Source organism: Massilia sp. Bi118 (genome assembly GCF_918697865.1).
Classification (GTDB): Bacteria; Pseudomonadota; Gammaproteobacteria; order Burkholderiales; family Burkholderiaceae_D; genus Telluria.
In genome coordinates, this window is record NZ_CAKKMV010000012.1 from 80,065 (window position 1) to 104,733 (window position 24,669).

Consider the following 24,669-nt stretch of genomic DNA (forward strand, 5'->3'; position numbering starts at 1 on the left):
AGGGGAGAAAAGTAACAAAAAACCCCTGGGACGCGAGTCGCAGGGGTTGATTGGAAGAGAGGAGAACGCTTAGTGGGCGCTCATCGCACGCTCGATCTGTGCATGCCACGGCTCGGTCACGTCGCGCACGGCGCGGTCATTGGCCATGATCTGCTTGAGCAGGTCGATCTTGCGCAGGCGCTGGGTACCTTCCAGCGGCGGCACGCCCGATTTGGTGGCGCTCACCTGCACGGACACCTGGGTTTCCAGCCGTGCCAGACCATCGAAGTCGCCATCCTGGGCAGCAACTGCCATGCGGCCGCTGAGGGCGGCGATGTTTTCGTACATGGCGAGGACTTCGTTGGACGTCATGATGCACCAGGAGCAAGTTTTCCGGCCGGATTGCCGGGTATCTAGGGTCGTTAACGGCCCCGATTTTTGGAACTTTAGGGTTTTCGAAAGATTTTTTTTAAAAAATTTTCGCAAACTCGAGTATTGAGATTTTGCACGTTTCTGAGTTGATCCAGCGCAAGGAAGAGATGGACATAAAGCGTCCTGCTCCCGGGTTTGTGCAATCCAGCCCGGCTTTCTGCAGTCTGTCGCAAAGCTGTCATCCTTGCTATTTGGCTTGCTTATAGTGCAAGCTGGATCGGTGCGCCATAGAGCGCCTAACAAAACCTCCATGGCGGCGTTGCAGCGTCTCGCCGTACTAGCGTACTGTCTTCGACGCTGCGCCTTGCCCTGAAGGTTTTGTTAGGCGCTCTAAGCAGCGCCGACGAAAAACAAGATGAGAGAGAAAGGGAGAATGTCCATGAGACAGTTCCAGGCGATCGGCGCTACCGCGCTCGCCCTTGCCGCCTTTGGCGCCCATGCCGAGGCACCATATTCTTTTGATAAGACGCCGGGCAAGCTGCCCAAGGACGTCATCCCGGTCGAATACCGGGCTCACCTGGCGCCGGACATTGCCGCCAATACCTTCAGCGGCACGGAAACGGTCGAGATCGAAGTGCTTAAAGCCACCTCGACCATCATGCTGAACGCCGCCGCGCTGGAGGTCGACAGCGCCGCGCTTTCCGGCAAGGGCTTGAAAGAGCTCAAACTGACGCCGGTGCTGGACGAGAAGCAGGAAACCCTGAGCTTCACCCTGCCGCAGCCGCTGGCGCCGGGCCGCTACCGCCTGGAACTGGCCTTCCGCGGCAAGATCAACCGCGAAGGGCGCGGTCTGTTCTACGTCAACTACCAGGCCGGGAAGGCGGACAAGAAGCTGATCGCCACCACGATGGAGCCGACCGATGCGCGCCGCATGCTGCCGACCTGGGACGAGCCGGCCTTCCGCGCCAGATTCCGCCTGTCGGTCGACCTGCCGGCCGGCCTCAAGGCCTACTCCAACACCCCGGTCGACAGGCAGACGGGCATTGCCGGCGGCAAGCAGCGCATCAGCTTCAAGCCGACCCCGAAGATGCCGAGCTACCTGGTGGTGCTGGCCGCCGGCGAGTTCGAACGCATCAGCACGAAGCAGGACGGGGTCGAGATCGGCGTCGTCACCACCGAGGGCAAGAAGGAGAAGGGCGCCTTTGCCCTGAGCGCCAGCCGCGACCTGCTGCACTTCTATAACAACTACTTCGGCGTGCCTTATCCGCTGGCGAAGCTGGATCAAATCGCGATCCCGAACGGCTTCAACGGCGCGATGGAGAACTGGGGCGGCATCGTCTACAACGAAAACACCCTGCTCTACGACCCGAAGACCAGCCCGGAACACATCAAGCAGCTGACCTTTTCCGTCAACGCCCACGAGATGGCGCACCAGTGGTTCGGCAACCTGGTGACCATGGCCTGGTGGGACAACCTGTGGCTGAACGAAGGCTTCGCGTCCTGGATGGCCTCCAAGGCGACCGAGCACTTCCACCCGGAGTGGCGGCCCTACCTGGCCAACATCGGTGACCGCGAGCGCGTGATGAACCTGGACGCCCGCAAGACCACCCACCCGATCCAGACCCCGGTCGAGACCGAGGCGCAGGCCGCCGACGCCTTCGACGACATCACCTACGAAAAGGGCCAGGCCTTCCTGCGCATGCTGGAAGCCTACCTGGGCGAAGACGCCTTCCGCAAGGGCATCCGCGCCTATATGCAGAAGCACCAGTACTCGAACACGACCTCCGCCGACTTGTGGACGGCGCTCGAACGTGCCTCGGGCAAGCCGGTCGGCAAGCTGGCCTCGGACTGGACCACCCAGCCGGGCTTCCCGCTCATCAAGGTGGAGCAGGCCTGCGAGGACGGCAAGCGCAAGGTGACCCTCAGCCAGCAGCAGTTCCGCCTGGACGAGCCGGCCACGGATAATCGCCTGTGGAGCGTGCCGCTGCAGGTCGGCACCGTCAACGGCAAGACGACGACGACCCTGCTCGCTGGCGCCAGCGCCAGCGTGATGCTGCCCGGCTGCGAAGGCGCGCTGGTGGTCGATCCGCACAGCGTCGGCTACTTCCGCATCCAGTACGACCGCGCCACCTTCGACGCCCTGGCCGGCCAGGCCGCGCGCCTGCCGGACGCCACCCGCCTCAAGCTGCTGAACGATACCTGGACCCAGGTCACGGCCGGTCTGGTCCCGCTCGACGCCTGGCTGAAGCTGGCCGCGCAGCTGGGCGACGAGCCGCGCCTGGCAGTGTGGGAATCCATCATTGGCAACCTCAACTTCCTGGATAGCCTGGCGCGCGGCGAGCCGGAGCGTCCATTGGTCCGCCGCTTCATCGCCGGCTTCGCCAAGCCCAGGCTGCTCAAGCTGGGCTGGGAAGAGAAGCCCGGCGAGACCGTCGAAGACGCCCAGCTGCGCGCGCTGCTGGCCGGCGCCCTGGCGAGAAGCGGCGACGAGGAAGCGATCGCGCAGGCGCGCAGCCGCTTCAAGCGCTGGCTGGAAGATCCATCTTCGGTCAGCCCGGCGATGATCGGCTTCGTGACCTCGGCCGCCGGCCGCTACGCCGACCAGGCGACCTTCGATGCCATCGCCCAGCGCATGCAGCAGACCCAGAACAACGAAGAGCGCTCGCGCCTGCTGGGCGCGCTGATCCAGGTGCAGGATCCGGCGCTGGCGGACAAGGTGCTGCAGATGGCGCTGTCGCCGAACACGCCGCCGACCCAGGTGGCCGGCATCGTGCAGGGCGTGGGCCGCTCCCATCTGGAGCAGGCCTGGAACTTCGCCGTCGCCAACCGCGAGCAGCTGATGAAGTCCCAGGATTCGGTCGGCCGCAACCGCGCCTTCCCGGGCATCGTCGCCGCCTCGTCGAGCGCCCGGGACGCCCAGCGCATGGAAGACTTCGTTCGCCAGAACTTCGAAGCCGATGCGCAGGTCGAAGCGCAGCGGGTCGCCAGCGGCGTGCGCGTGCGCGCGGCCCAGAAGGCGCGCCTGCTGCCGCAAGTGCGCGAGGCGCTGAAATGAATGCCAGGTACTACAATAAGACGATCACTCACCAGGAAGGGAAATACATGAAGACGAGTTGGACTCCAGTAAAGACGGCCATCGTGCTGGCCCTGTGCGGCGCAGCCGTCGTTTCGATGCCGGGCCAGGCTGCCGGGCAGGCACAGGCCGGCGCGCCGAAGGCTGAAGCCACGCAGGCGAACGCCGCGGTGAAGCCTGGCGACGACTTCTTCGCCTACGCCAACGGCGACTGGCTCGCGAAAACCGAGATCCCGGCCGACCGCAGCTCCTGGAGTTCGATGGGCGCGCTGGCAGAAGAAACCAACCAGCGCATCGTCAAGATGATCGAAGACCTCGCCAACGACAAGAAACTGAGCGGGGAGGCGCGCAAGGTGTCGGACTACTTCCGCGCCTACATGAACGAATCCGCCATCGAAGGCAAGGGCGTGGCGCCGCTGAAGCCGATGCTGGCGAAGATCGACGCGATCAAGGACAAGGCCGGCCTCACGCGCGCGCTGGGCGAATCGATCCGCGCCGACGTCGACCCGCTGAACAACACCGACTTCTTCACCGAGAACGTGTTCGGCCTGTGGGTCGCGCAAGGCCTGCACGACACCAGCCGCCATATGCCCTACATCCTGCAGGGCGGCCTGGGCATGCCGGACCGCGCCTACTACCTGGACAACAGCGAGCGCATGGCCGGGCTGCGCACCAAGTACCAGCAGCACATCGCGGCGATGCTCAAAATGGCCGGCTACAGCGACGCCGAAGCACGCGCCGCCAAGGTGTTTGCGCTCGAAGTCGACATCGCCAATGCGCACGGCACCCGTGCCGATTCGGCCGATGTGCTGAAGGCGGACAATACCTGGACCGTGAAAGACTTCACGTCCAAGGCCCCGGGCATGGACTGGAACGCCTTCTTCAAGGCCGCCAAGCTGGGCGACCAGCAGAAGTTCATCGTGTGGCACCCGTCGGCGGTGGTCGGCGAAGCCGCGCTGGTGAACAAGGTCGACCTGGCCACCTGGAAGGACTACCTGGCCTTCCACCGCGTCAACCAGATGGCCAACGTGCTGCCGAAGGCCTTCGCCGACCAGCGCTTCGATTTCTACGGCAAGTCGCTGAGCGGCACGCCGCAGCAGTCGGTCCGCTGGAAGCGCGCGCTGGGCGCCACCAACGAGGCGATGGACGAGGCGGTCGGCAAGATCTACGTGGCCAAGTACTTCCCGGCCGAGAACAAGGCGCGCCTGCAGCAGATGGTGAGCAATATCGTCGACGCCTTCGGCAAGCGCGTCGACAAGCTGGACTGGATGGCCCCGGCCACCCGCGCCCAGGCCAAGGAAAAGCTGAAGACCCTGTACGTGGGCGTGGGCTACCCGGACAAGTGGAAGTCGTATGAAGGCCTGAAGGTCGTGGCCGACGATGCCTTCGGCAACGCCGTGCGCGCCGACGAATTCCACACCGCGCAGGAGATCGCCAAGCTGCACCGCAAGCCGGACCGCACCGAATGGTCGATGCCGCCGCAACTGGTCAATGCCGTCAACCTGCCGCTGCAGAACGCGCTGAACTTCCCGGCCGCGATCCTGCAGCCGCCGTTCTTCGATCCGAAGGCGTCCGACGCCACCAACTACGGCGCGATCGGCTCCGTCATCGGCCACGAGATCAGCCACAGCTTCGACGACCAGGGCGCGCAGTTCGACGCCCAGGGCCGCCTGCGCGACTGGTGGACCAAGCAGGATGCGGAACACTTCAAGACCGCATCCGGCAAGCTGGTGGAGCAGTACAACGGCTACAAGCCTTTCCCGGACCTGGCCATCAACGGCCAGCTGACCCTGTCGGAAAACCTGGCCGACCTGGCCGGCCTGGCCGCATCCTACGACGCCTACAAGACCGCCGCCGGTGCCAAGGCCACGGTGGAGGGCGACCGCCAGTTCTTCCTCGGCTTTGCGCACAGCTGGCGCACCAAGGCGCGCGAAGCCGCCGAGCGCCGCGGCATCCTGACCGACGGCCACGCGCCGGGCCAGTACCGCGCGGCCACCGTGCGCAACCTGGATGCCTGGTACAAGGCCTTCGACGTGCAGCCGGGCCAGAAGCTCTACCTGGCGCCGGAAGACCGCGTGCGCGTCTGGTAAAAAGTTTGTAGAAGGTAACGGACGCCTGCGGCGGGGATGCCGGGCCTAGAATCAATGGCCTGGTGTTCTCATCGCAGGTGATCCATGAAGCAGCATTATCTCGACCTCAGGCGGCGCATCGTGCGCACGCATCCGAACATGGCCCAGGACGACGACTACCGGGAAATTGCCGAGCGCACCCTGCATCACTACGAGCTCAGCGCGCCGCGCTTCTTCGCCGGCACCATCGATCACGACGTCAGCCAGAACATCGCGGCCCTGCTCGATGCGATCGAGGCCGAGCCACCTTACACCATCCTCGACCTCGGCTGCGGCCCGGGGCGCGACCTCAAGACCTTCCGCAGCATGGGCCACCGCGCCATCGGCCTGGACGGCAGCGCGCGCTTCGTGGAGATGGCGGCGCAATACAGCGGCTGCGAAGTCTGGCTGCAGAATTTCCTCGATCTCGATCTGCCGGACGAACTCTTCGACGGCATCTACGCCAATGCCTCGCTGTTTCACGTCCCGCGCAGCCTCCTGCCGAAGGTGTTAATGGAACTGTTCGCTGCCCTGAAGCCGGGCGGCGTGCTGTTCAGCTCCAACCCGCGCGGCAACAACGAAGAGGGCTGGAACGGCCCGCGCTGGGGCAGCTTCCACGATTATCACGCCTGGGAAGCCTTCGTGACCGAGGCCGGTTTCGACCCCATTCATCACTACTACCGTCCAGCCGGGCTGCCGCGCGACCAGCAGCCATGGCTGGCCTCGGTGTGGCGTAAGCCCCTTTAAGTTTCACCTAACAAAATTGATTCCACTACGTTAACCGGCGAACAGAGTGCGGGCGGCAATGGGCCCAAGATGAACCCATACCGCTCGACAGCCGAACGGTATGAACGGGATCTCGACACCGCCACCAATCTCGGCGGTCCACCGGATGGGATGCGCAGCGGGTCGAGGGTTCGTTAACCAACCGAAAGGAGGTGTCCATATGAATGAGGACCAGATCAAAGGCAAGGCCAAAGACATTGGCGGCAAGATTCAAGAAGGTGTCGGCAAAGCCGTTGGCAGCAGCGAGCAGCAAGCCAAAGGCCTGAACAAACAGGTCGAAGGCAAGGTGCAGGAAAAGGTCGGCGACGCTAAAGATATCGTCGGCAAGGGTAACCGCTGATCTGCATTGCCTAAGCGTGTACCTCCCAAACAGCCGCCTCCGGGCGGCTGTTTCCATTTAGAATCCCGATCATGAACACATTACAGAAGCGGATTCTCTCGATACTTGCGATCCTTTGTGCTGCCGGCGTGGCGGCCTACTGGTACTGGTCGCCTTACCTGGCAATGCGCGAGCTGCGCGATGCCGCGGTGGCTGCCGATGCCCGGCGTTTCAACGAGCGCGTCGATTTTCCGAAGGTGCGCGAGAGTTTGAAAAGCCAGTTCTCGGCGCGCATGCATCAAGACTCGACCGATGCCGGCACTAATTTCGGCAGCATGCTGGCAGGCGTGCTGGTCGACAAACTGATCGACACGGCCGTGCGCCCGGAAACGATCATGTTTGCGATGCGCGAAGGGAAGTTCAAGATCGAGCGTGATGGAGGCCCGGAAGGCAGGCAGGACACCGGCGAGAGTCATAAAACCGTCTGGCGTACCGAACGCCGAGGCTTCAATACCATCCTCTTCCATGGCGAAAGGGAAGGCGAAAGCGACAAGAAAGACACGATGGCGCTGGTCATGCAGCGCCAGGGTTTCGCCGACTGGAAGCTGACCGATATCCGGTTGCCGGACTAAGATTCCGGCCGCGTCGCCAGCGCCACGATCGCGGCGCCCGCGGCAACGATCAGCGCATCTTCGATCAATCCGCTGCGCGTCTGGCCCATCTTCGCCATGGCCTGCTTGCGGGCGGCCAGCGTCAGGTAGGCGAGCGGTACGGCGGTGGCCACCGCGACCGCCGCCCCGGCCTTTTCCTGCCCCTTCGGCGCCAGCGCGGCACCGGCGATCCCAGCGCTCATCACGCGCGCCAGCAGGCCCAGGAAGACGGTGCGGTCGGGCGCCGTCTTCATTTTGTCGCCGAACAGTTCTCCAACGCCCATGGCGAGGGCGCCGTATTTGAACAAGGGGCGGTTCAGCAGGGCGAGTTCGCCCGGCGTATCGCGGTCGGCAAGGCGCGCCGTGGCGATGGTGGCCATGGGCGTCATCGAGCGCGCGCTGGCGACGGCGCCGATCAGGGCGGAAGGGAGCAGGGCGGGCGTGTTCATCGTCGTGTGGTCCTTTGCATGTGTTGGGTAGGACCATGCTAGCCTTTATCCGCTGGGCGGCGCGCCGCCTTGCTCTTCAGGCCGGTCGCCGAGGATGTCCTCCACATACAGCATCTTCACCAGCACCATCAGCGTGGCCGTCATCGGCGTCGCCAGCGCGATCCCGGCAAAGCCGAAGATGGTGCCGAAAATCAGCTGCATCACGATGATCAGGGCCGGCGCAATCTCCACCGCCCAGGAATCGATCAGCGGCTGCACGATATAGCCCTGCACCAGCTGGATGCCGCCGAACAGCATCATCGTGTACAGGGCGAGTTGCGGGTCGACGGACAGGGCGATCAGCACCGCCGGCACGCCCGCCATGATGGGACCGAGGTAGGGAATGAAGTCGAGCAGGCCGGCGATGATGCCGAGGATGAGCGCCAGCGGCACGCCCAGCAGGCTCAGCCCGACCGAGGTCGCGATGCCGGCGATCAGCATCGAGCACGAGGTGCCGAGCAGCCAGCGCGCCAAGGTGCCGCCGATCTCCTCGATGACCTCGCCGGCGCGCTCGCGCTTGCGTGGCGGCACCAGGCGGATGAAGCCGCGCCGGTAGACGCCCGGCGACACCGCGAAATAAATCCCGACAAACAGGATGATGGCGACGTTGCCGATCGCGCCCAGCACGCCGCCGAAGAACAGGCCCGCGTTCGGCACCATTTGCCCAAGGTATTGCATGAGCCGCTTGGGTTGCGGCAGTTCGCTGGCGAGGCGCTTCAGCAGGGAATGCTGCTCGACCATCTGCTGCAGGCGCTGGATCGAGGTGGGGATCGTCTTTGCCAGCTGGTTGGCCTGTTCCGAAATCTGCGGCGCCATCGCCCAGCCGCCCAGGCCGATGACGAGCAGCAGCGTCCCCACGACGATGGCCAGGCTCAGCTTGCGGTTGATGTGGAAGCGGCGGCTAAGGATGGCGCTGAGCTCGAACAGCAGGATGGCGAACAGGACGCAGGCGAATACCAGCAGCAGGGCGTCGGCCGCGAACCAGATGCCGGCGAGCAGGGCCAGGAACAGCGCCGCGATGCCGTCGACGAGGGCGGAGCGGCGCATCAGGCCGCGTTGTTCGGGTGCAGGGGTTTGTTCGCTCATGACAAAATGCTATCAGCGGACCGTATTGACCGTCGCGCGGCTGAGCTATGTGCGTGCGCTAACGGAGCCGTCAGTCAAGCTTTCTTATCATTGAGTCACTGATTAACGAAAGGAGAGCACCATGAACTCGAACCAGGTCGAAGGCAAACTGCAGGACATCGGCGGCAAAATCCAGGAAGAAGCCGGCAAGCTGGTCGGCAGCGACGAGCAGCAAGTGAAAGGCCTGAAGAACCAGGTCGAAGGCAAGACCCAGGAGAAGCTGGGCGATGCGCAGGAGAAGCTGCACGACGCTACCAAGTAATCTGTCGAATCGGCCCCGTCACGGGGGCGTAGGGTGGGCTCTCCGAGCCCACCAATGCAAACAGCCGCTCGAAGCGGCTGTTTTGCGTTAACGGCGGTGGGCTCGTAAATCAGTCCCCCGGACTGATTTACCCCACCCTACATTACTTCGGTTCCAGGTTCTTCTTGAAGAACGCCTCGATCATCCCATACACGTGACGCTGGCCGGCACGCGAAGAAATGCCGTGCTTGGCGCCCGGATAGGTCATCAGTTCGAAGCGCACGTTGCGGTTCACCAGCGCGTCGATCAGACGGGTCGAGTTGGTGAACAGCACGTTGTCGTCGGCCATGCCGTGCACCAGCAGCAGCGGCGACTTCAAACCGTCCAGGTGGGCGAACACGCCGCTCTGCTTGTAGGCTTCCGGATTCGACTTCGGCGTCGCGCCGACGAACTGCTCGGTGTAGTGGGTGTCGTACAGCGACCAGTCGGTCACCGGCGCCACCGACACGCCCATCGCGATCTTGTCCGAACCCGCTTCCAGCAGGCGCAGGGTCATGTAGCCGCCGTAGCTCCAGCCGAACACGCCGACGCGCTTCGGATCGACGAACTTCTGCTTGGCCAGCCAGTCGACGCCGGTCAGCTGGTCTTCGACTTCGTGCTTGCCCAGTTCGCCGTAGATGACGTCGGTGAAGGCGCGCTCGCGGCGCGAGGAGCCGCGGTTATCCAGCGTGAACACGACGAAGCCCTGCTGCGCCATGTACTGCTTGAACAGGCTGCCCCAGCCGCGGGTGACCTGCTGCGAGTGCGGGCCGCCGTAGACGAACAGGAACACCGGATAGCGCTTGGCCGGGTTGAAGTTGGCCGGCTTGATCATCGAGTAGTACAGGGTCTGGCCGTCGTGCGCCTTGATGTTGCCGAATTCGGTCGGCAGGTGGTTGGCCATGTACTTGGCGTACGGGTGGTCCTTGTTCAGCTCGTTATGCTCGAGCCACTCGACCATGGAGCCGTCGGCATTGCGGATCGACACTTGCGGCGGGGTCTTCGGATCGGAGAAGGTGTCCACGAAGATCTTGCCGTTGCGCGCGAATGCAGAGCTGTGCATGCCGTCGGTCTTGGTGATGCGCACCGGCTTGTCGGCATTGCTGCCGTCCAGGTTCAGCGCGTAGGTCTGCTTGTCGATGACGGCATCCTTGTTCGAGCCGATGTAGACCTTGCCTGCGTCTTCGTCGACGGCCAGGATTTCGTCGACGCCCCAGTCGCCCTTGGTGAGCGGGTAGAGCTCTTTACCGTTCAGGTCGAACAGGTAGAGGTGGTTGCGGCCGGTGCGTTCCGAGGCCCAGATGAAGGCCGGACGGTTCTTCAGGAATTTCAGGTCGTCGTGGATGCTGACCCAGGTCTTCGAGGTTTCGGTCAGCAGGGGGCGCTGGGCCAGGCTGGCGGCGTCGACGGCGATCAGGTCGAGGCGCTTCTGGTCGCGCGACTGGCGCTGGTAGACCAGGGTCTTGCCGTCCGCGCTCCAGTCGGCGCGCACCAGGTAGATGTCTTTCTCGGCGCCGAGATCGACCTTCTTCTGCGCGCCCGAGGCCGGGTCGACGATCATCAGGTCGACCAGCACGTTCGGATCGCCGGCGGCCGGGTAGCGCTGGTCGATGACTTCGGTGCGGTCGGCAAAGATCTCGAAGCGGCGCGCAACCGGCACCGGGGCTTCGTCATAGCGCTTGTAGGCGATGGCGGAATCGTCCGGCGCCCAGTAGTAACCGGTGCGCTGGCCCATTTCTTCCTGTGCGACGAATTCGGCTTCGCCGTTGTGGATGGTGCCCTTGCCATCGGTGGTCAGCTGGCGTTCCTTGCCGGTCGACAGATCGATCACGACCAGGTTCTGGTCGCGCACGAAGGAGACGTAGCGGCCCTTCGGCGAGATCTTCGGATCGCCCACGTTGCCCGAGGCAACCTTGCGCGCGTTGTCCGGATTATTCACATCTACCAGGTACAGGTCGCCGGCGATCGGCACCAGGATCTGCTTGCCGCTCGGCGCCCAGCTATAGCTGATGATGCCCGACAGGCTGGCGGTACGCGCGCGTTCGCGGCGCGCTTTTTCTTCCAGCGACAGGTTTTCGGTGGGGACCAGCTTCTTGGAGTCGACCAGGCGGTGCATGGTCTTGTCCTTCATGTTGTATTCCCACAGGTCCAGCTGGAACTGGTTGTCGGCGCGGCCGCGCAGGAAGGTGACGCGTTCGCCGTCGGGCGACACGCGCACGTTACGAACGCCGGGGCCGGACAACGCCGGGTCGGCGTAGATGCGGTCCAGGGTCAGGCGTTCCGCGGATGCGGGAACGGCCGCCAGGGCGGCAACAAGGGCAAGGATGAGGCGCATGGGATTGTCTCGCGGGGAAAGATTAATTATGTGCAACGGGCGAGACGATACCAGAGTCAGGAGCGAAAAGCTGTAATTACTGCGCGCATTGGCTGACCGGATGCTCAGCTGGAGAATGTATTACGGGCGGCATTTCTCCGGGCGAGCAGCACGCCGAGCATGAGCACAGGCACCTTCAGGAGGGAAGCGACCGCCAGCACGCCGATGTCGGGCATCTGCATGCCCCTGAACAGGAGGTTCATGAGGAGCTGGACGATGGGGCTTGCAGGCAGGCAGAGCAGGTAAGGCAGGGCCGAGCGCGGAATGAGGACGCCCAGGGCATAGCCGGTCAGGATCGCAGCCAGAATTGGTAACATCGAGGTTCTCCTTGCTTGAAAAGCCGAGGATAACGCCTGTATTTACCCGACTATGCGCGGTGCATCAAATGGATGGGATTCAGCGCGCCGCCGCTTCGTGCACGCGCTGCTTCGACAGATTATTCAACGACCACGCCAGCAGCACCGCCGCCACGGTCAGCCCGAGAATCAGCCCGATCCAGAAGCCGGTCGCCTGCATCGGCGCGCTCGGGCCCCACGGGAACCAGGCCGGGGCCCAGCCCAGGATCCAGCCGACCGGCAGGGCCACGCCCCAGAACGCGATCATCTGGATCACCATCGGCGAGCGCGTGACCTTGTAGCCGCGGATTGCGGAGGCGGCTGCGACCTGGGTCGAATCGGACAGCTGGAAGATGGCGGCCAGCAGCAGCAGGGTCGCGCAGGTGGATTGCACCGCCGGATCCGAGCTGTACATGGCGGCGATCTGCCAGCGGAACAGGGCGATGCCCAGCGCCGACAGGGCGCCGAAGGACACGCACATGCCGGTACCGATCCAGGCCACGGAGCGCGCCTTGACGGCATTGCCTTCGCCCATCGATTGGCCGACACGGGTCAGCGCGCCGATCGAAAAGCTCAGCGGCACCATGAACACCAGCGAGATGAAATTCAGCGCCACCTGGTGGGCCGACACCTGCACCACGCCGAAGCGCGCCACCAGCAGGCTGACCACGCCGAAGGCGCTGACCTCGGCAAAGTGGGTCACGCCGATCGGCAGGCCGAGGCGCAGCATGCTGCCGATCTCGTTCCAGTTCGGGCCTTCCCAGCGCGTGAACGGATAAGTCGTGCGATAGACGCTCGACACCTTGATCCAGCCGACCATCGCCGCCAGCATCAGCCACAGGCCGGTGGCGGTCGACACCGCGCAGCCCAGCGCGCCCAGCCTGGGAAAGCCGAAGCTGCCGAAGATGAACAGAGAGTTGACGACGATGTTGTACAGCAGGCCGAGGATGGCGATGACCATGATCGGCTTGGTCTGGTTGATGCTGGTGGTGTAGCCGTACAGCGCGCGGTAGCAGGCGAAGGCCGGCATGCCGAGGCTGATGATGTGCAGGAAGGCCTTGGCGCGGTCGGCCACGGCCTGCTCGAGGCCGATGTGGTCGAACAGCAGCGCGCACAGGTTGGCGGCGATGCAGCCGGCAACGCCGACGAGCGCGCCCATCCACAGCGATTCGCGCACCGAGTGCGAGATCTTGTCGAAGCGGCCGGCGCCCATCTCGTGCGCGACCACCGAATTCACCGCCATCATGATGCCCATCACGGTGACGAGGATGATGGACCAGACCGAGGTCCCGAGCGACACGGCGGCCAGCTCGGCGGCGCTGACGTGGCCGGTCATCGCCACGTCCGCCACGCCCATGCCGACGGTGGCGAGCTGGCCCACCAGCATCGGCCAGGACAGGCGCCACAGGGTCGCGATCTCGGTGCGGATGGGAGGAGCTGAATGCGTGGCGGTAATAGTCGAAGTCATGGCGCGGGTACCGGATGGGAACCCGCCATTTTACCCGGACTCAACGCAGTCCCGTCTCCTTTGCCGGCACCGTTTTCAGGAAGGCGTACAGGGCGCGCGCATCGGTATCGTTGATCTGCTTCAGGGAGGCAAAAGGCATGACGGCGATCGGCTTGCCGTCGGGCCGATGCCCGGAGCGCAGCATGGCGATAAAGGCGTCCGGCGTCGGATAGCGCGCCATCGCGCTGCCCTTGCCCGGCGTGAGGTTGGCGGCGGCGGGCCAGGCAGGTGGGCTGCCAGGGATCCTGCCGCCGCTCAGGGTGGCGCCGTGGCAGCCGATGCAGGCATTGGCCATGTAGGCGCCATGTTCGACGGTGACGGCGGCGACCACCGGGCGGGCCGGCGCCAGCGTGTGGTCGATCTTCTCGGAGGCGTCTTTGATGAGGCCGAAGGCGTACATGGCCTTGACCGGCGCCGGCAGCTCGACCACGGCCTGCTTGCCGGCCACCGGCGGCAACTGCTGTACGTAGGCGATCAGGGCCGCGGTGTCCTCGTCGGTGAGGCGGGCGTAGTCTTCGCTGGGCATGACCATGACCGGCCGGCCGTCGGGCTTGATGCCGTGGCGGATGGTGCGCACCCAGTCGATGACCTGGTAATTGGCCGTCGTGCCCCTGGGGCCGGCTGTGATGTTGGGCGCGATGACCAGCATGCCGCCATCCTGGATGACGGTCTTGCCGGCGCCGTCGGCACCGTGGCACTCCGCGCAGCCGCGCGTGCTGTACAGGTAGCGGCCATGCTCGACGCGGCCTGTATCGGGCGCAACAGCGAGCGCCGGCACCTGGATGGCGACGGTGCGCACCATTTTCTTTTCACCGATCGACTTGCCGAGTACGGCCGCCGCGACACCGCACAATGCCAGTGCGCCGAGCGCGATGCTGGTCCGTTTGACCCATTTGTTCATTATCGTCTCCCGTAAAGACATCCCATTGCCAATTTAGCATTGCTCAGCAGTTATGCCTAGCTGGTCGGATGTCGGGACCCATGCCTTATCCATTCTGGGCAAAACGATGAGGTCGGGGATGTGCGGGATCAGGATTTGTACGCGTTGTGCATGGGTAGTTGAACTATCAACTTCTGTCCACACATAAGGGAGTATTCATCCCACCCCTCATCGGGAGCTACGCTCGTGGAATACAAGGACTACTACCAGATCCTCGGTGTCGAACGGACCGCGTCCGCCGACGACATCAAGAAGGCCTACCGCAAGCTGGTCCGGCAATACCACCCGGACGTCAGCAAGCACAAGGACGCGACCGAGAAGACCAAGGAACTCAACGAGGCCTACGACGTGCTGGGCGACGCCGAGAAACGCGCCGCCTACGACGGACTCGGCCAGGGACGGCGTCACGGCCAGGACTTCCAGCCGCCGCCCGACTGGGGCCAGCAGTACGATTTCGGCGGCGGCGGTGGCGGCAGCGCCGAAGACATCTTCGCGGACCTGTTCGCCCACATGGGTCGTGGCCGCGGCCAGCGTGCCGGCGGCATGGGCGGCATGGGCGGCGGCGCCTTCCAGATGCGCGGTGAGGACATCCACGCGGCAATCTCCATCGACCTGCGCGACGCCTACCAGGGCGCTACGCGTACCATCAGCCTGCGCGCGGGGCAGCAGGAAAAGACGCTGAGCGTAAACATCCCGAAGGGCGTCACGCCGGGCCAGCAGCTGCGCCTGGCGGGCCAGGGCCATCCGGGCATGGGCGGCGCCGGGGCGGGGGACCTGTACCTGGAGATCCAGTTCAACCCGGATGCGCGCTTCCGCGTCGAGGGCGCCAGCGTCTACCAGAACGTGCCGGTGGCGCCGTGGGAAGCGGCGCTGGGCGCCAGCATTTCGGTGCCGACGCCGTCCGGGGCGGTCGAGGTGACGGTGCCGCCAGGCTCGCAGAGCGGCCGCAAGCTGCGCCTGAAGGGCAGGGGGATTCCGTCCTCGCAGCCCGGCGACCTCTACCTGATCCTGGACGTGGTGCTGCCGCCGGCCACCAGCGAGCGGGCGCGCGAACTCTATGAGCAGATGGCGCGCGATCTCGCCTTCAACCCACGCGAACGCATAGGAGCCTGAACGATGCAAGAGATGACGATCGTGAGCGGCGTGCTGCTGGATGACGCCGCGCTGACCCTCGAGGAACTGGCGCGCGCCTGCGGCGTGGAACAGGATTGGGTGGTGCGGCGGGTGCAGGCGGGCATCCTCGGCGGCCAGCCGGCGGTGCAGGTGACGTCCTGGCGCTTCCGCAGCGGCGACCTGCTGCGCGCCCGCAGCCTGCTGCGCGTGGAGCGCGACTTCGACGCCAACGAGGACGTGGCCGCGCTGGTGGTCGACCTCGGCGACGAGGTGCGCCGCCTGCGCGCGCGCCTGCACGCGCTGGGCATCGAATAGCTGCCCGCAGGCACGCGCGCGCCGCCCTGTAGCGGGCAAAACTAGAATCGATCCTCCGACCACAAGGAGGTGCTATGCAACAGAATTCGCAACAGAGCGCGGGCCGCGCCTTGCAGGGCAAGCGCGTGGCCATCCTGATGACGGATGGCGTCGAGCAGGTCGAGTACACGGGGCCGCGCGGCTTCCTCGAGGAGCAGGGCGCGCAGGTGACCCTGGTCTCGCCCAAACCGGCTGGGGAGGAAATCCAGGGCTTCAACCACATGGACCTCGGCGACAAGTTCAAGGTCGAGATGAACGTGCGCGATGCGCGCCCGGCCGACTTCGATGCGCTGGTGCTGCCGGGCGGCGTGGCCAATCCGGACCAGCTGCGCCTGTCGCTTGATGCCATCGGCTTCATCCGCGAATTCGGCATGCAAAGCAAGCCCATCGCCGCGATCTGCCACGGCCCCTGGACCCTGATCGATGCCGAGCTCGTCACCGGCAGGCGCGTGACCAGCTGGCCGACCCTGCAGATCGATTTGCAGAACGCCGGCGCCAAGTGGAGCGACGAGCAGGTGGTGGTGGATGGCAAGCTCGTTACCAGCCGCAAACCGGACGACATCCCGGCCTTCAACCAGGCCATCCTGCAGGAACTGGGAGCAATGCAATGATCGAACAGGTTTCAAGCAAACCCTTGCAGGGCAAACGCGTGGCCATGCTGATGACGGACGGCGTCGAGCAGATCGAATACACCAGCCCGCGGTCTTATCTGGAAGAGCGCGGCGCCACCGTGGTGCTGCTGTCGCCCAAGGACGCCGGCGAGGAAGTGCAGGGCTTCAATCATATGCAGCCGGGCGACAGGTTCCGGGTCGAGATGAACGTACGCGATGCGAATCCGACCGATTTCGATGCCTTGGTGCTGCCGGGCGGCGTGGCGAACCCGGATAACCTGCGCATGAGTCGCGAGGCGATCGATTTCATCCGCGGGTTTGATGTCGAGGACAAGCCGGTTGGGGCGATTTGTCATGGGCCATGGACCTTGATCGATGCGGGTATTGCTACTGCCAAGCATTTGACCAGCTGGCCTAGTTTGAAACGGGATCTGGTGAATGCCGGGGCTGAGTGGACCGATGATGAGGTTGTTGTCGATGCGCGGCTTGTTACCAGTCGCAAGCCGGATGATTTGCCGGCTTTTAATGATGCGCTGGTGAAGGAGTTGATGATGGCGGTGGGGACGGATCCTGGGCCGACTTCTTGAGGTTGTTGACGCTCTACTGCACAGCCGCTGCGCGACTGCTTAGTCAGGCGAATCGGGGGGATTGGCGCCTGCCGGCGCCAATCCGCTCCGCCGGCTCGCCGCGTTGCGGCGAGAATTCCCGGCTCCGCCCCTCGTCCGTGCCGGACGCGGATTCGATTCCCGCCGCCGGAACGACAGTATTCAAAAACAAAGCCCCGCCGGCGCAAGCCGGCGGGGCTTTGTTTTTGAATACTGGTGGAGGCGGCGGGAATCGAACCCGCGTCCGCAAGCACTCTACAGACAGTTCTACATACTTAGCACTATCATTTAATTTAACCAGCACAACGGGGATGTGCACCCTGTGTACTAGCGAGTCACCTTAAATTTCGGAAGCACCCAAGTGACCCGAGTGATTCCTAGCCTCTCTAAATGACTCTACTTGCCTTGCGGCCCACCCGAGAGGCGAGGTGGTGTAGAGCTAGCAGCGATTAAGCTGCGAGTGCGTACGAGTTATCGTTTGCAGTTATTGATTTCTGGATGTATTTACGAGGTAACCAGTCCTCGGTATGCCCTGCGCTGCTTTGCAACCCACGTCGAAACCAGGTCGCCCCCCAACGAAGAACCTCCATTGTATCGCAAACAGAGGCGGTGTGCAGTGATGCGGGTCTCATGAATCGTCTGTGAAAGTTAACTTTCGATAGACTTTTGTTGTCAAACACGGACTATCATCTCAGCTGCAGGAGATTCCGAATGATCAACAATGAGGTTCGAATGACTTGTATCGTCTGCGGCACCCCACAAGCTGCCGGTTTGACCGGGTGGCATGCGTCCTGCCACGAATGTGGGTACGAAAGCGCCGCCTTGCAAGGTGCGATTAACGAGAAGACGGAAGGTAGCCCGGTCGACGAGGATGAGCGTGAGCTGGGCCTGAAGGCGCTGCGCCAGGAGAATTTCCGGGATATCGTCGCTCTCGCACGGCGCCTGGCCCAGCCGGGCGCGGGCAACCTGCTCGACGTCGGCTGCGCCCATGGCTGGTTCCTGGAGACGGCGCGCGAGCGCTTCGAGGTGCTCGGCATCGAGCCGGATGCCGTGGTCGGCGGGCGCACCGCTGCGCGTGGCCTGCCTGTGCGCCAGGGCTATTTTCCGGATGCGCTGCAGCCCGGCGAAACCTTCGACGTCATCGTCTTCAACGACGTCATCGAACACATTCCGGACATCCGTGCAGCCCTCGACGCCTGCCATGCGCGCCTGAATGAGGGCGGCCTCTTGATCTTGAACCTGCCCAACAGCGCGGGTTTCTTCTACCGCCTGTCGAAGGCGTTTGCGAAGTTCGGCTGGCGCAGTCCCTTCGAGCGCCTGTGGCAGAAGGACCTGCCGTCGCCGCACGTCCATTACTTCCGTCCCGCCAACCTCGAGCGCCTGGTGGCCAAGCATGGCTTCGAGCGGCTCCATTCCGGCGAGCTGCCTGCGCTGCGCGCCAAGGGCTTGCTGGAGCGCATCCGCTGCGCCGGCAATATCTCTGGGCCTTCGCTCTACCTGCAGTACCTTGCGGCGCTGTGCGCGATTCCCGTGCTGGGCCTGTTCCCGAGCGACATCATCGTCAGCGTGTTCCGCAAGACGTAAAAAAACCGCGGGGCTTGCGCACCCGCGGCTTTCTACAAACTGGCCGATGATTAGCGGTTGATCATCTGGTTGCCGATCATGCCGCCGCCGATGATGCCGGCCACGGTTGCCAGTTTCTTGCCGTTGCCGCCGCCCACCTGGTTGCCGATCAGGCCGCCGATCACGGCGCCGGTACCGATGCCGATGTAGTTCGGTTGCGGCGCCGGACGCGGGGCCGGGGCGTAGGAATCGTTGCGGGCATAGGTGTGGTGCACCACCGTACGCTGACGCGGTGCGGCCTTGGCCGGCACTTCCTTGATGATGGTTTCCTTGATCACCACCGGGGCCGGCTGCGCGGCTGCGGCAACGGGCTGGGCGTACATGGCGGCGGCCGGCTGCGCATAGGCGCCCTGCACAGGCTGGGCGTAAGCGGACGGCAGCGCCTGGGCCTGGATCGGGGTCATCTGGACCGCAGCAGCAGGCAGCGGAGCCGGGGCGCCGGCATAAGCCACAGCCGGACCATAGCCGTTCTGCGAGCTCAGCAGTGCCGCAGCTTGCGGCGACGGTGCGCTATTCGAGCTCGGCAGGACGCCGGTGATTGCAGCGGTGCCGACCAGGCTGACGACGATGACCGACGCGGCAGCTGCTGCCATCAGCGGGTGGATACGGTTGGTGGTGGTCTTGATCGCTTCCATTTGTCTACTCCCGAGACGTTGCGTTGTTCGATGGGAGTAGATTACTGGGGACAATCGTCAGGAGCTAGACAGCAGCCTGTATCAATCGTAAAGATATGTATCAGGCGGCCCGAGCAGCGCTGATCACCTCATGCAAAACCTGCAGCAGGTGCAGCGGCGTGTCGAGCAGGTAATCGGCGCCCCAGGTGGCGGGCGGGATCTCGCCGCAGTAGCCCCAGCCGCAGGCCACCGTCACCATGCCGGCGGCGCGGCCGGCTTCGACGTCGCGCAGGTCGTCGCCGACGTACCAGCAGGCTTCCGGCGGCAGGTCCAGCAGGCGCGCGCCTTCGAGCAGCGGGGCAGGGTGGGGCTTGGCGAAACCGGTGGTGTCGCCGGACACCACGCAGCCTGCGTGCGCCAGGCCGATCTGCGGGATCAGCGGGTCCGTGAAGCGCATCGGCTTGTTGGTGACCACGCCCCAGGCCATGCCGGCGTCCTCGATGCCCTTCAGCAGTTCCGGCACGCCGTCGAACAGCGTGCTCTCCACCGCCATCGCGGACTGGTAGCGGTCGAACCATTGCAGGCGCAGCTCTTCGTAGCCCTCGTCGCCTGGCTGCAGGCCGAAGGCGGCGCCGATCATGCCGCGGGCGCCGGCCGAGGCGGTCGGGCGCAGCACCTCGTAGGGCGTCGGCGCGAGGCCGCGCTCGGTGCGCAGCCAGTTGACGGCGGCGGCGAGGTCGGGCGCGGTATCGGCCAGCGTGCCGTCGAGGTCGAACAGGACGGCGCGCGGGGCGGGCAGGCGGGAAGGAAAGGTCATGAACTGCGCTTTATCGGTGCGGGATTACAGAGGCTTGGTGCAGGCGACCATGTAGTTCACGTCGGTGTCCTGGTTCAGCGAATAGATCTTGGTCAGCGGGTTGTAGCTCAGGCCCTTCAGGCCGTCGACCTGCAGGCCGGCGGCGCGGATGAAGCTCGAGAGCTCGGCCGGTGTGATGAACTTGGCGTAGTCGTGGGTGCCGCGCGGCAGCATGCGCAGCACGTACTCGGCGCCGATCACCGCGAACAGGTAGGACTTGGGGTTGCGGTTCAGGGTCGAGAAGAACACGTGGCCGCCCGGTTTCACGAGGGTAGCCGCGGCGCGCACGATGGCGGCCGGATCGGGCACGTGCTCGAGCATTTCCATGCAGGTGACGACGTCGAACTGGCCCGGTTCCTCGGCGGCCATGTCTTCGGCGGCGATCAGCTTGTAGCGCACCTCGACGCCCGATTCCAGGCTGTGCAGGTCGGCCACTTTCAGCGCCTTCTTCGACAGGTCGATGCCGGTCACTTTGGCGCCCTTGCGCGCCATCGATTCGGACAGCACGCCGCCGCCGCAGCCGATGTCGATCACGTTCTTGCCGCTAAGGGGCACGCGCGCGTTGATCCACTCCAGGCGCAGCGGATTGATCTCGTGCAGCGGGCGGAACTCGGACGTCGGGTCCCACCAGCGGTGGGCCAGTTCGCTGAATTTCTGGATTTCCAGGGGGTCGGCGTTGGCCGTCATCGGTGCTTGTGTCGTCATAGGTCGGAATAATAGCGGAAATGCCGCGGCGCTACGGTTGGGATGGCGAAAAAAAACCCCGCCGAAGCGGGGTTCATGTGGCGGTCAGGCCAGCCGATTACTGCTGGGTGCTGCGGGTACCGACCACTTCGATTTCCACGCGGCGGTTCTTGGCGCGGCCGGCGGCGGTCTTGTTGTCGGCCACAGGCTGCTTCTCGCCCTTGCCTTCGGTGTAGATGCGGGTCGATTCCACGCCCTTGCTCTGCAGATAGGCCTTGACGGCTTCAGCGCGGCGGACCGACAGCTTCTGGTTGTAGGCATCGGTACCGATCGAGTCGGTGTGGCCGACGGCGATGATGACTTCCAGGTTGATGTCCTTCAGCTTCGAGGTCAGGTCGTCCAGCGATGCCTTGCCGGCCGGCTTCAGCACAGCCTTGTCGAAGTCGAAGAAGGCGTCAGCCGAGTAGCTCACTTTTTCCGAGGTCGGGACCGGAGCCGGTGCCGGGGCCGGAGCCGGGGCAGGCGCCGGTGCTTCAACCGGTGCCGGCGGCGGCGGCGGGGCGACGCACTTGCCGTTTTCCAGTTTCTCAGGCGGGACGCACAGCGGCGCGTCGCAGCCCGGGACCGCGTCGGCCGGGGTCCAGTAGCCGGTACGCCAGCACAGGCCGAAAGGATTGCGCGCGATCACGCCGCGGGCATCCTGCACGTAGGCGCTGTACGGCTTCGGCGCCATGATGTCGGTCGTCAGCGGTGCGTAGGGCGGTGCGCTTTGCGCGAAAGCGCTGCCTGCGATCGCTGCCGAAGCTGCGAGCATGAGGGTTGCAATTTTCTTCATATTTTTTCTTCCTTTCGGTAAATTCTTTCCCGCTGCGAAACATTGCGAAGCAGCGCTTGGAGCGAGCACATGGGCAGAATCATAACATTCTGCACAGACGTGCCTGTTTCGCATTGTGAAACATGCAATTAACTTCTCGGCCATTTTGCCACATACGCCACATCCGCACGACCGCAGCCAGCTCAATTGCGGCGCATGGGATTTGTCGCGTTGTTTCTGCGCAACAACGTGTTGTGAACAGTTCGCAAGCTTGACGAAAGTTTATGACAGGCATGTGTCAACTTGGCAATTGTGCACACTCTTGCCGTGCTGATCTTGCTTTCAAAATCGGCTGCTGATATATGGCGCGCGTGGTAAAATCATGAGCTTAGGAATTCAAATTTACTGCTGAAAAAGCCGACCCGCCAATGGATCAATTCGCAAAAGAAACAATTCCAATTTCGCTGGAAGAAGAGATGCGCAAGAGCTACCTCGATTACGCGATGAGCGTGATCGTGGGCCGTGCTCTGCCGGATGCGCGCGACGGTCTCAAGCCGGTGCATCGCCGTGTGCTGTTCGCGATGCACGAGATGAACAACGTGTGGAACCGCCCTTACCTGAAGTGCGCCCGCGTGGTCGGCGAGACCATGGGTAAATTCCACCCGCACGGCGATGCCTCGATCTACGACACCCTGGTCCGTATGGCGCAGGATTTCTCGCTGCGTTACACGCTGGTGGACGGGCAGGGCAACTTCGGTTCGATCGACGGCGACAGCGCCGCGGCGATGCGTTACACCGAGTGCCGCCTGGACAAGATCTCCCAGGAGCTGCTGGCCGATATCGACAAGGACACCGTCGACTTCCAGCCGAACTACGACGGCAAGGAAAAGGAACCGACGGTCCTGCCGACCCGCATCCCGAACCTGCTGGTGAACGGCTCCTCGGGCATCGCGGTCGGCATGGCCACCAACATCCCGCCGCACAACCTGTCCGAAGTCCTGAACGGCGCGCTGCACGTGCTGAAGAACCCGGACTGCACGATCGACGAGCTGATCGAGCTGATCCCGGCGCCGGACTTCCCGACCGCCGGCATCATCTACGGCGTGTCCGGTGTTCGTGACGGCTACCGCACCGGCCGTGGCCGCGTGGTGATGCGCGCCAAGACCCACTTCGAGGAATACGGCAAGGACGGCGGCCGCATCGCCATCATCGTCGACGAGCTGCCGTATCAGGTAAACAAGAAGTCGCTGCTCGAGCGCATCGCCGAGAACGTGCGCGACAAGAAGCTGGAAGGCATCTCCGACATCCGCGACGAGTCCGACAAGTCGGGCATGCGCGTGGTGATCGAGCTGAAGCGCGGCGAAGTGCCGGAAGTGGTGCTGAACAACCTGTACAAGCAGACCCAGCTCCAGGACACCTTCGGCATGAACATGGTGGCCCTGGTCAACGGCCAGCCGAAGCTGCTGAACCTCAAGCAGATGCTCGAGAGCTTCCTGTCGCACCGCCGCGAAGTGGTCACCCGCCGCACCGTGTTCGAGCTGCGCAAGGCGCGCGAGCGCGGGCACATGCTGGAAGGCCTGGCGGTTGCGCTGGCGAACATCGACGAGTTCATCGCCATCATCAAGGCCGCGCCGACGCCGCCGGTCGCCAAGGTCGAGCTGATGCAGCGCACCTGGGATTCGTCCCTGGTGCGCGAGATGCTGAGCCGCACCGAAACCGGCGCCGCCGGCGGCATCGAAGCCTTCCGTCCGGAGCACCTGCCGAAGCACTACGGCATGCAGGCCGACGGCATGTACCGCCTGTCCGACGAGCAGACCCAGGAAATCCTGCAGATGCGCCTGCAGCGCCTGACCGGCCTGGAGCAGGACAAGATCGTCAACGAGTACAAGGAAGTGATGGCCCACATCGCCGACCTGCTCGACATCCTGGCCAAGCCGGAACGCGTGACCGCGATCATCGTCGACGAAATGGCGCAGATCCGTGCCGACTACACCGAGAACGGCAAGGACCAGCGCCGCTCGGCCATCGAGCACAACGCCAGCGACCTCGAAACCGAAGACCTGATCACCCCGCAGGACATGGTGGTGACCCTGTCGCACACCGGTTACATGAAGTCGCAGCCGATCTCGGAATACCGCGCCCAGAAGCGCGGCGGCCGCGGCAAGCAGGCGATGGCGACCAAGGACGAGGACTGGATCGACCAGCTGTTCATCGCCAATACCCACGACTACATGCTGTGCTTCAGCAACCGCGGCCGGATGTACTGGCTGAAGGTGTGGGAAGTGCCGCAGGGCTCGCGCAATTCGCGCGGCAAGCCGATCGTGAACATGTTCCCGCTGCAGGACGGCGAGAAGATCACCGTGATCCTGCCGCTGTCGGGCGAGAACTCGAGCTTCCCTGAAGACCACTACGTCTTCATGTCCACCAGCCTGGGCACGGTCAAGAAGACCCCGCTGCGCGACTTCAGCAACCCGCGCAAGGCCGGCATCATCGCGGTCGACCTGGACGAGGGCGACTTCCTGATCGGCGCCGCGCTCACCGACGGCAAGCACGACGTGATGCTGTTCTCGGACGCCGGCAAGGCCGTGCGCTTCGACGAGAACGACGTGCGCCCGATGGGCCGTACCGCGCGCGGCGTGCGCGGCATGAACCTGGAAGAAGGCCAGAACGTGATCGCGCTGCTGGTGGCCGAGAACGAGCAGCAATCGGTCCTCACCGCCACCGAGAACGGCTTCGGCAAGCGTACCCCGATCACGGAGTACACCCGCCACGGCCGCGGCACCAAGGGCATGATTGCGATCCAGACCTCCGAGCGCAACGGTAAAGTCGTGGCCGCGACCCTGGTGGACACCAGCGACGAGATCATGCTGATCACGACCGGCGGCGTGCTGATCCGCACCCGCGTGTCCGAGATCCGCGAAATGGGCCGCGCGACCCAGGGCGTGACCCTGATCGCGGTGGAAGACGGCACCAAGCTGTCCGGCCTGCAGCGCGTGGTCGAGAGCGACGTCGACGAAGTGGAACTGGAGCCGGCGCCGGAGTAATCCTGCCAGCTTCCC

Annotated in this window: 23 protein-coding genes and 1 other RNA gene; 12 read left to right on the forward strand and 12 right to left on the reverse strand. The window is 64.3% G+C overall.

Annotated elements, in window-relative coordinates; all coding sequences use genetic code 11:
- Positions 1 to 69: 69 nt before the first annotated feature.
- Positions 70 to 351, reverse strand: a complete 282-nt coding sequence (locus LQV39_RS18180; RefSeq protein WP_230027553.1) for a flagellar protein FliT — start codon at positions 349 to 351, stop codon at positions 70 to 72.
- Between the two features lie 439 nt (positions 352 to 790).
- Between LQV39_RS18180 and LQV39_RS18185 the strand changes: the two genes are divergently transcribed.
- The 5 genes from LQV39_RS18185 to LQV39_RS18205 all read left to right on the forward strand — a co-directional run bounded on the left by LQV39_RS18185 (position 791) and on the right by LQV39_RS18205 (position 7,269).
- A complete protein-coding gene (locus LQV39_RS18185) occupies positions 791 to 3,406 on the forward strand; it encodes a M1 family metallopeptidase (protein WP_230027554.1) in 2,616 nt (871 codons plus the stop codon).
- A 47-nt stretch (positions 3,407 to 3,453) separates the two neighbouring features.
- Positions 3,454 to 5,514, forward strand: coding sequence for a M13 family metallopeptidase (locus LQV39_RS18190; protein WP_230027555.1), 2,061 nt, complete (start codon positions 3,454 to 3,456; stop codon positions 5,512 to 5,514).
- 138 nt (positions 5,515 to 5,652) lie between these two features.
- Complete coding sequence (locus LQV39_RS18195; RefSeq protein ID WP_230027658.1) at positions 5,653 to 6,279, forward strand: bifunctional 2-polyprenyl-6-hydroxyphenol methylase/3-demethylubiquinol 3-O-methyltransferase UbiG; 627 nt, start codon at positions 5,653 to 5,655, stop codon at positions 6,277 to 6,279.
- Positions 6,280 to 6,478: 199 nt separating this feature from the next.
- A complete protein-coding gene (locus tag LQV39_RS18200; RefSeq protein WP_047825672.1) occupies positions 6,479 to 6,658 on the forward strand; it encodes a CsbD family protein in 180 nt (59 codons plus the stop codon).
- A gap of 71 nt (positions 6,659 to 6,729) precedes the next feature.
- Positions 6,730 to 7,269, forward strand: coding sequence for a DUF2939 domain-containing protein (locus tag LQV39_RS18205; RefSeq protein WP_230027556.1), 540 nt, complete (start codon positions 6,730 to 6,732; stop codon positions 7,267 to 7,269).
- Here LQV39_RS18205 and LQV39_RS18210 read toward each other — a convergent pair.
- Positions 7,266 to 7,736 carry a hypothetical protein gene (locus tag LQV39_RS18210; protein WP_230027557.1) on the reverse strand — a complete coding sequence of 157 codons (471 nt, stop codon included), beginning with the start codon at positions 7,734 to 7,736 and terminating at the stop codon, positions 7,266 to 7,268. The genes LQV39_RS18205 and LQV39_RS18210 overlap by 4 nt on opposite strands.
- 45 nt (positions 7,737 to 7,781) lie before the next feature.
- Complete coding sequence (locus tag LQV39_RS18215) at positions 7,782 to 8,861, reverse strand: AI-2E family transporter (RefSeq protein WP_230027558.1); 1,080 nt, start codon at positions 8,859 to 8,861, stop codon at positions 7,782 to 7,784.
- A 121-nt stretch (positions 8,862 to 8,982) separates the two neighbouring features.
- Between LQV39_RS18215 and LQV39_RS18220 the strand changes: the two genes are divergently transcribed.
- Positions 8,983 to 9,162 (forward strand): CsbD family protein, encoded by a 180-nt coding sequence (locus LQV39_RS18220; protein ID WP_230027559.1) that lies wholly within the window; start codon positions 8,983 to 8,985, stop codon positions 9,160 to 9,162.
- A 142-nt stretch (positions 9,163 to 9,304) separates the two neighbouring features.
- On the opposite strand, the gene LQV39_RS18225 is transcribed toward LQV39_RS18220, so the two are convergent.
- The 4 genes from LQV39_RS18225 to LQV39_RS18240 form a co-directional block, all read right to left on the reverse strand.
- Complete coding sequence (locus LQV39_RS18225) at positions 9,305 to 11,515, reverse strand: S9 family peptidase (protein ID WP_230027560.1); 2,211 nt, start codon at positions 11,513 to 11,515, stop codon at positions 9,305 to 9,307.
- 104 nt (positions 11,516 to 11,619) lie between these two features.
- A complete protein-coding gene (locus tag LQV39_RS18230; protein ID WP_230027561.1) occupies positions 11,620 to 11,871 on the reverse strand; it encodes a hypothetical protein in 252 nt (83 codons plus the stop codon).
- Positions 11,872 to 11,950: 79 nt separating this feature from the next.
- Entirely contained in the window at positions 11,951 to 13,357 is a 1,407-nt protein-coding gene (locus LQV39_RS18235) for an MATE family efflux transporter (protein WP_230027562.1), read from the reverse strand.
- A 40-nt stretch (positions 13,358 to 13,397) separates the two neighbouring features.
- Positions 13,398 to 14,297 (reverse strand): c-type cytochrome, encoded by a 900-nt coding sequence (locus tag LQV39_RS18240; protein WP_230027563.1) that lies wholly within the window; start codon positions 14,295 to 14,297, stop codon positions 13,398 to 13,400.
- A 225-nt stretch (positions 14,298 to 14,522) separates the two neighbouring features.
- Between LQV39_RS18240 and LQV39_RS18245 the strand changes: the two genes are divergently transcribed.
- From LQV39_RS18245 to LQV39_RS18260, 4 genes are all read left to right on the forward strand, one after another.
- Entirely contained in the window at positions 14,523 to 15,449 is a 927-nt protein-coding gene (locus tag LQV39_RS18245) for a DnaJ C-terminal domain-containing protein (protein ID WP_230027564.1), read from the forward strand.
- A gap of 3 nt (positions 15,450 to 15,452) precedes the next feature.
- Positions 15,453 to 15,764, forward strand: coding sequence for a chaperone modulator CbpM (locus LQV39_RS18250; RefSeq protein ID WP_230027565.1), 312 nt, complete (start codon positions 15,453 to 15,455; stop codon positions 15,762 to 15,764).
- Positions 15,765 to 15,838: 74 nt separating this feature from the next.
- On the forward strand, positions 15,839 to 16,414 hold the full coding sequence (locus LQV39_RS18255; protein WP_230027566.1) for a type 1 glutamine amidotransferase domain-containing protein: 576 nt from the start codon (positions 15,839 to 15,841) through the stop codon (positions 16,412 to 16,414).
- Entirely contained in the window at positions 16,411 to 17,001 is a 591-nt protein-coding gene (locus LQV39_RS18260) for a type 1 glutamine amidotransferase domain-containing protein (protein WP_230027567.1), read from the forward strand. Before LQV39_RS18255 ends, LQV39_RS18260 begins: the two co-directional genes overlap by 4 nt.
- Before the next feature lie 232 nt (positions 17,002 to 17,233).
- On the opposite strand, the gene ssrA is transcribed toward LQV39_RS18260, so the two are convergent.
- Positions 17,234 to 17,592, reverse strand: a transfer-messenger RNA (tmRNA) gene (ssrA, locus tag LQV39_RS18265).
- 249 nt (positions 17,593 to 17,841) lie between these two features.
- Between ssrA and LQV39_RS18270 the strand changes: the two genes are divergently transcribed.
- A complete protein-coding gene (locus LQV39_RS18270; protein WP_230027568.1) occupies positions 17,842 to 18,603 on the forward strand; it encodes a class I SAM-dependent methyltransferase in 762 nt (253 codons plus the stop codon).
- Between the two features lie 50 nt (positions 18,604 to 18,653).
- On the opposite strand, the gene LQV39_RS18275 is transcribed toward LQV39_RS18270, so the two are convergent.
- The 4 genes from LQV39_RS18275 to ompA form a co-directional block, all read right to left on the reverse strand.
- Entirely contained in the window at positions 18,654 to 19,277 is a 624-nt protein-coding gene (locus tag LQV39_RS18275; RefSeq protein ID WP_230027569.1) for a glycine zipper 2TM domain-containing protein, read from the reverse strand.
- 100 nt (positions 19,278 to 19,377) lie between these two features.
- A complete protein-coding gene (locus LQV39_RS18280) occupies positions 19,378 to 20,073 on the reverse strand; it encodes an HAD family hydrolase (RefSeq protein WP_230027570.1) in 696 nt (231 codons plus the stop codon).
- A 24-nt stretch (positions 20,074 to 20,097) separates the two neighbouring features.
- Entirely contained in the window at positions 20,098 to 20,817 is a 720-nt protein-coding gene (gene ubiG / locus LQV39_RS18285; RefSeq protein ID WP_374199442.1) for a bifunctional 2-polyprenyl-6-hydroxyphenol methylase/3-demethylubiquinol 3-O-methyltransferase UbiG, read from the reverse strand.
- Positions 20,818 to 20,914: 97 nt separating this feature from the next.
- On the reverse strand, positions 20,915 to 21,631 hold the full coding sequence (ompA, locus tag LQV39_RS18290) for an outer membrane protein OmpA (RefSeq protein ID WP_290368604.1): 717 nt from the start codon (positions 21,629 to 21,631) through the stop codon (positions 20,915 to 20,917).
- A gap of 407 nt (positions 21,632 to 22,038) precedes the next feature.
- On the opposite strand from ompA, the gene gyrA reads away from it, so the two are divergent.
- Complete coding sequence (gene gyrA, locus LQV39_RS18295) at positions 22,039 to 24,654, forward strand: DNA gyrase subunit A (RefSeq protein WP_230027571.1); 2,616 nt, start codon at positions 22,039 to 22,041, stop codon at positions 24,652 to 24,654.
- Positions 24,655 to 24,669: the final 15 nt, after the last annotated feature.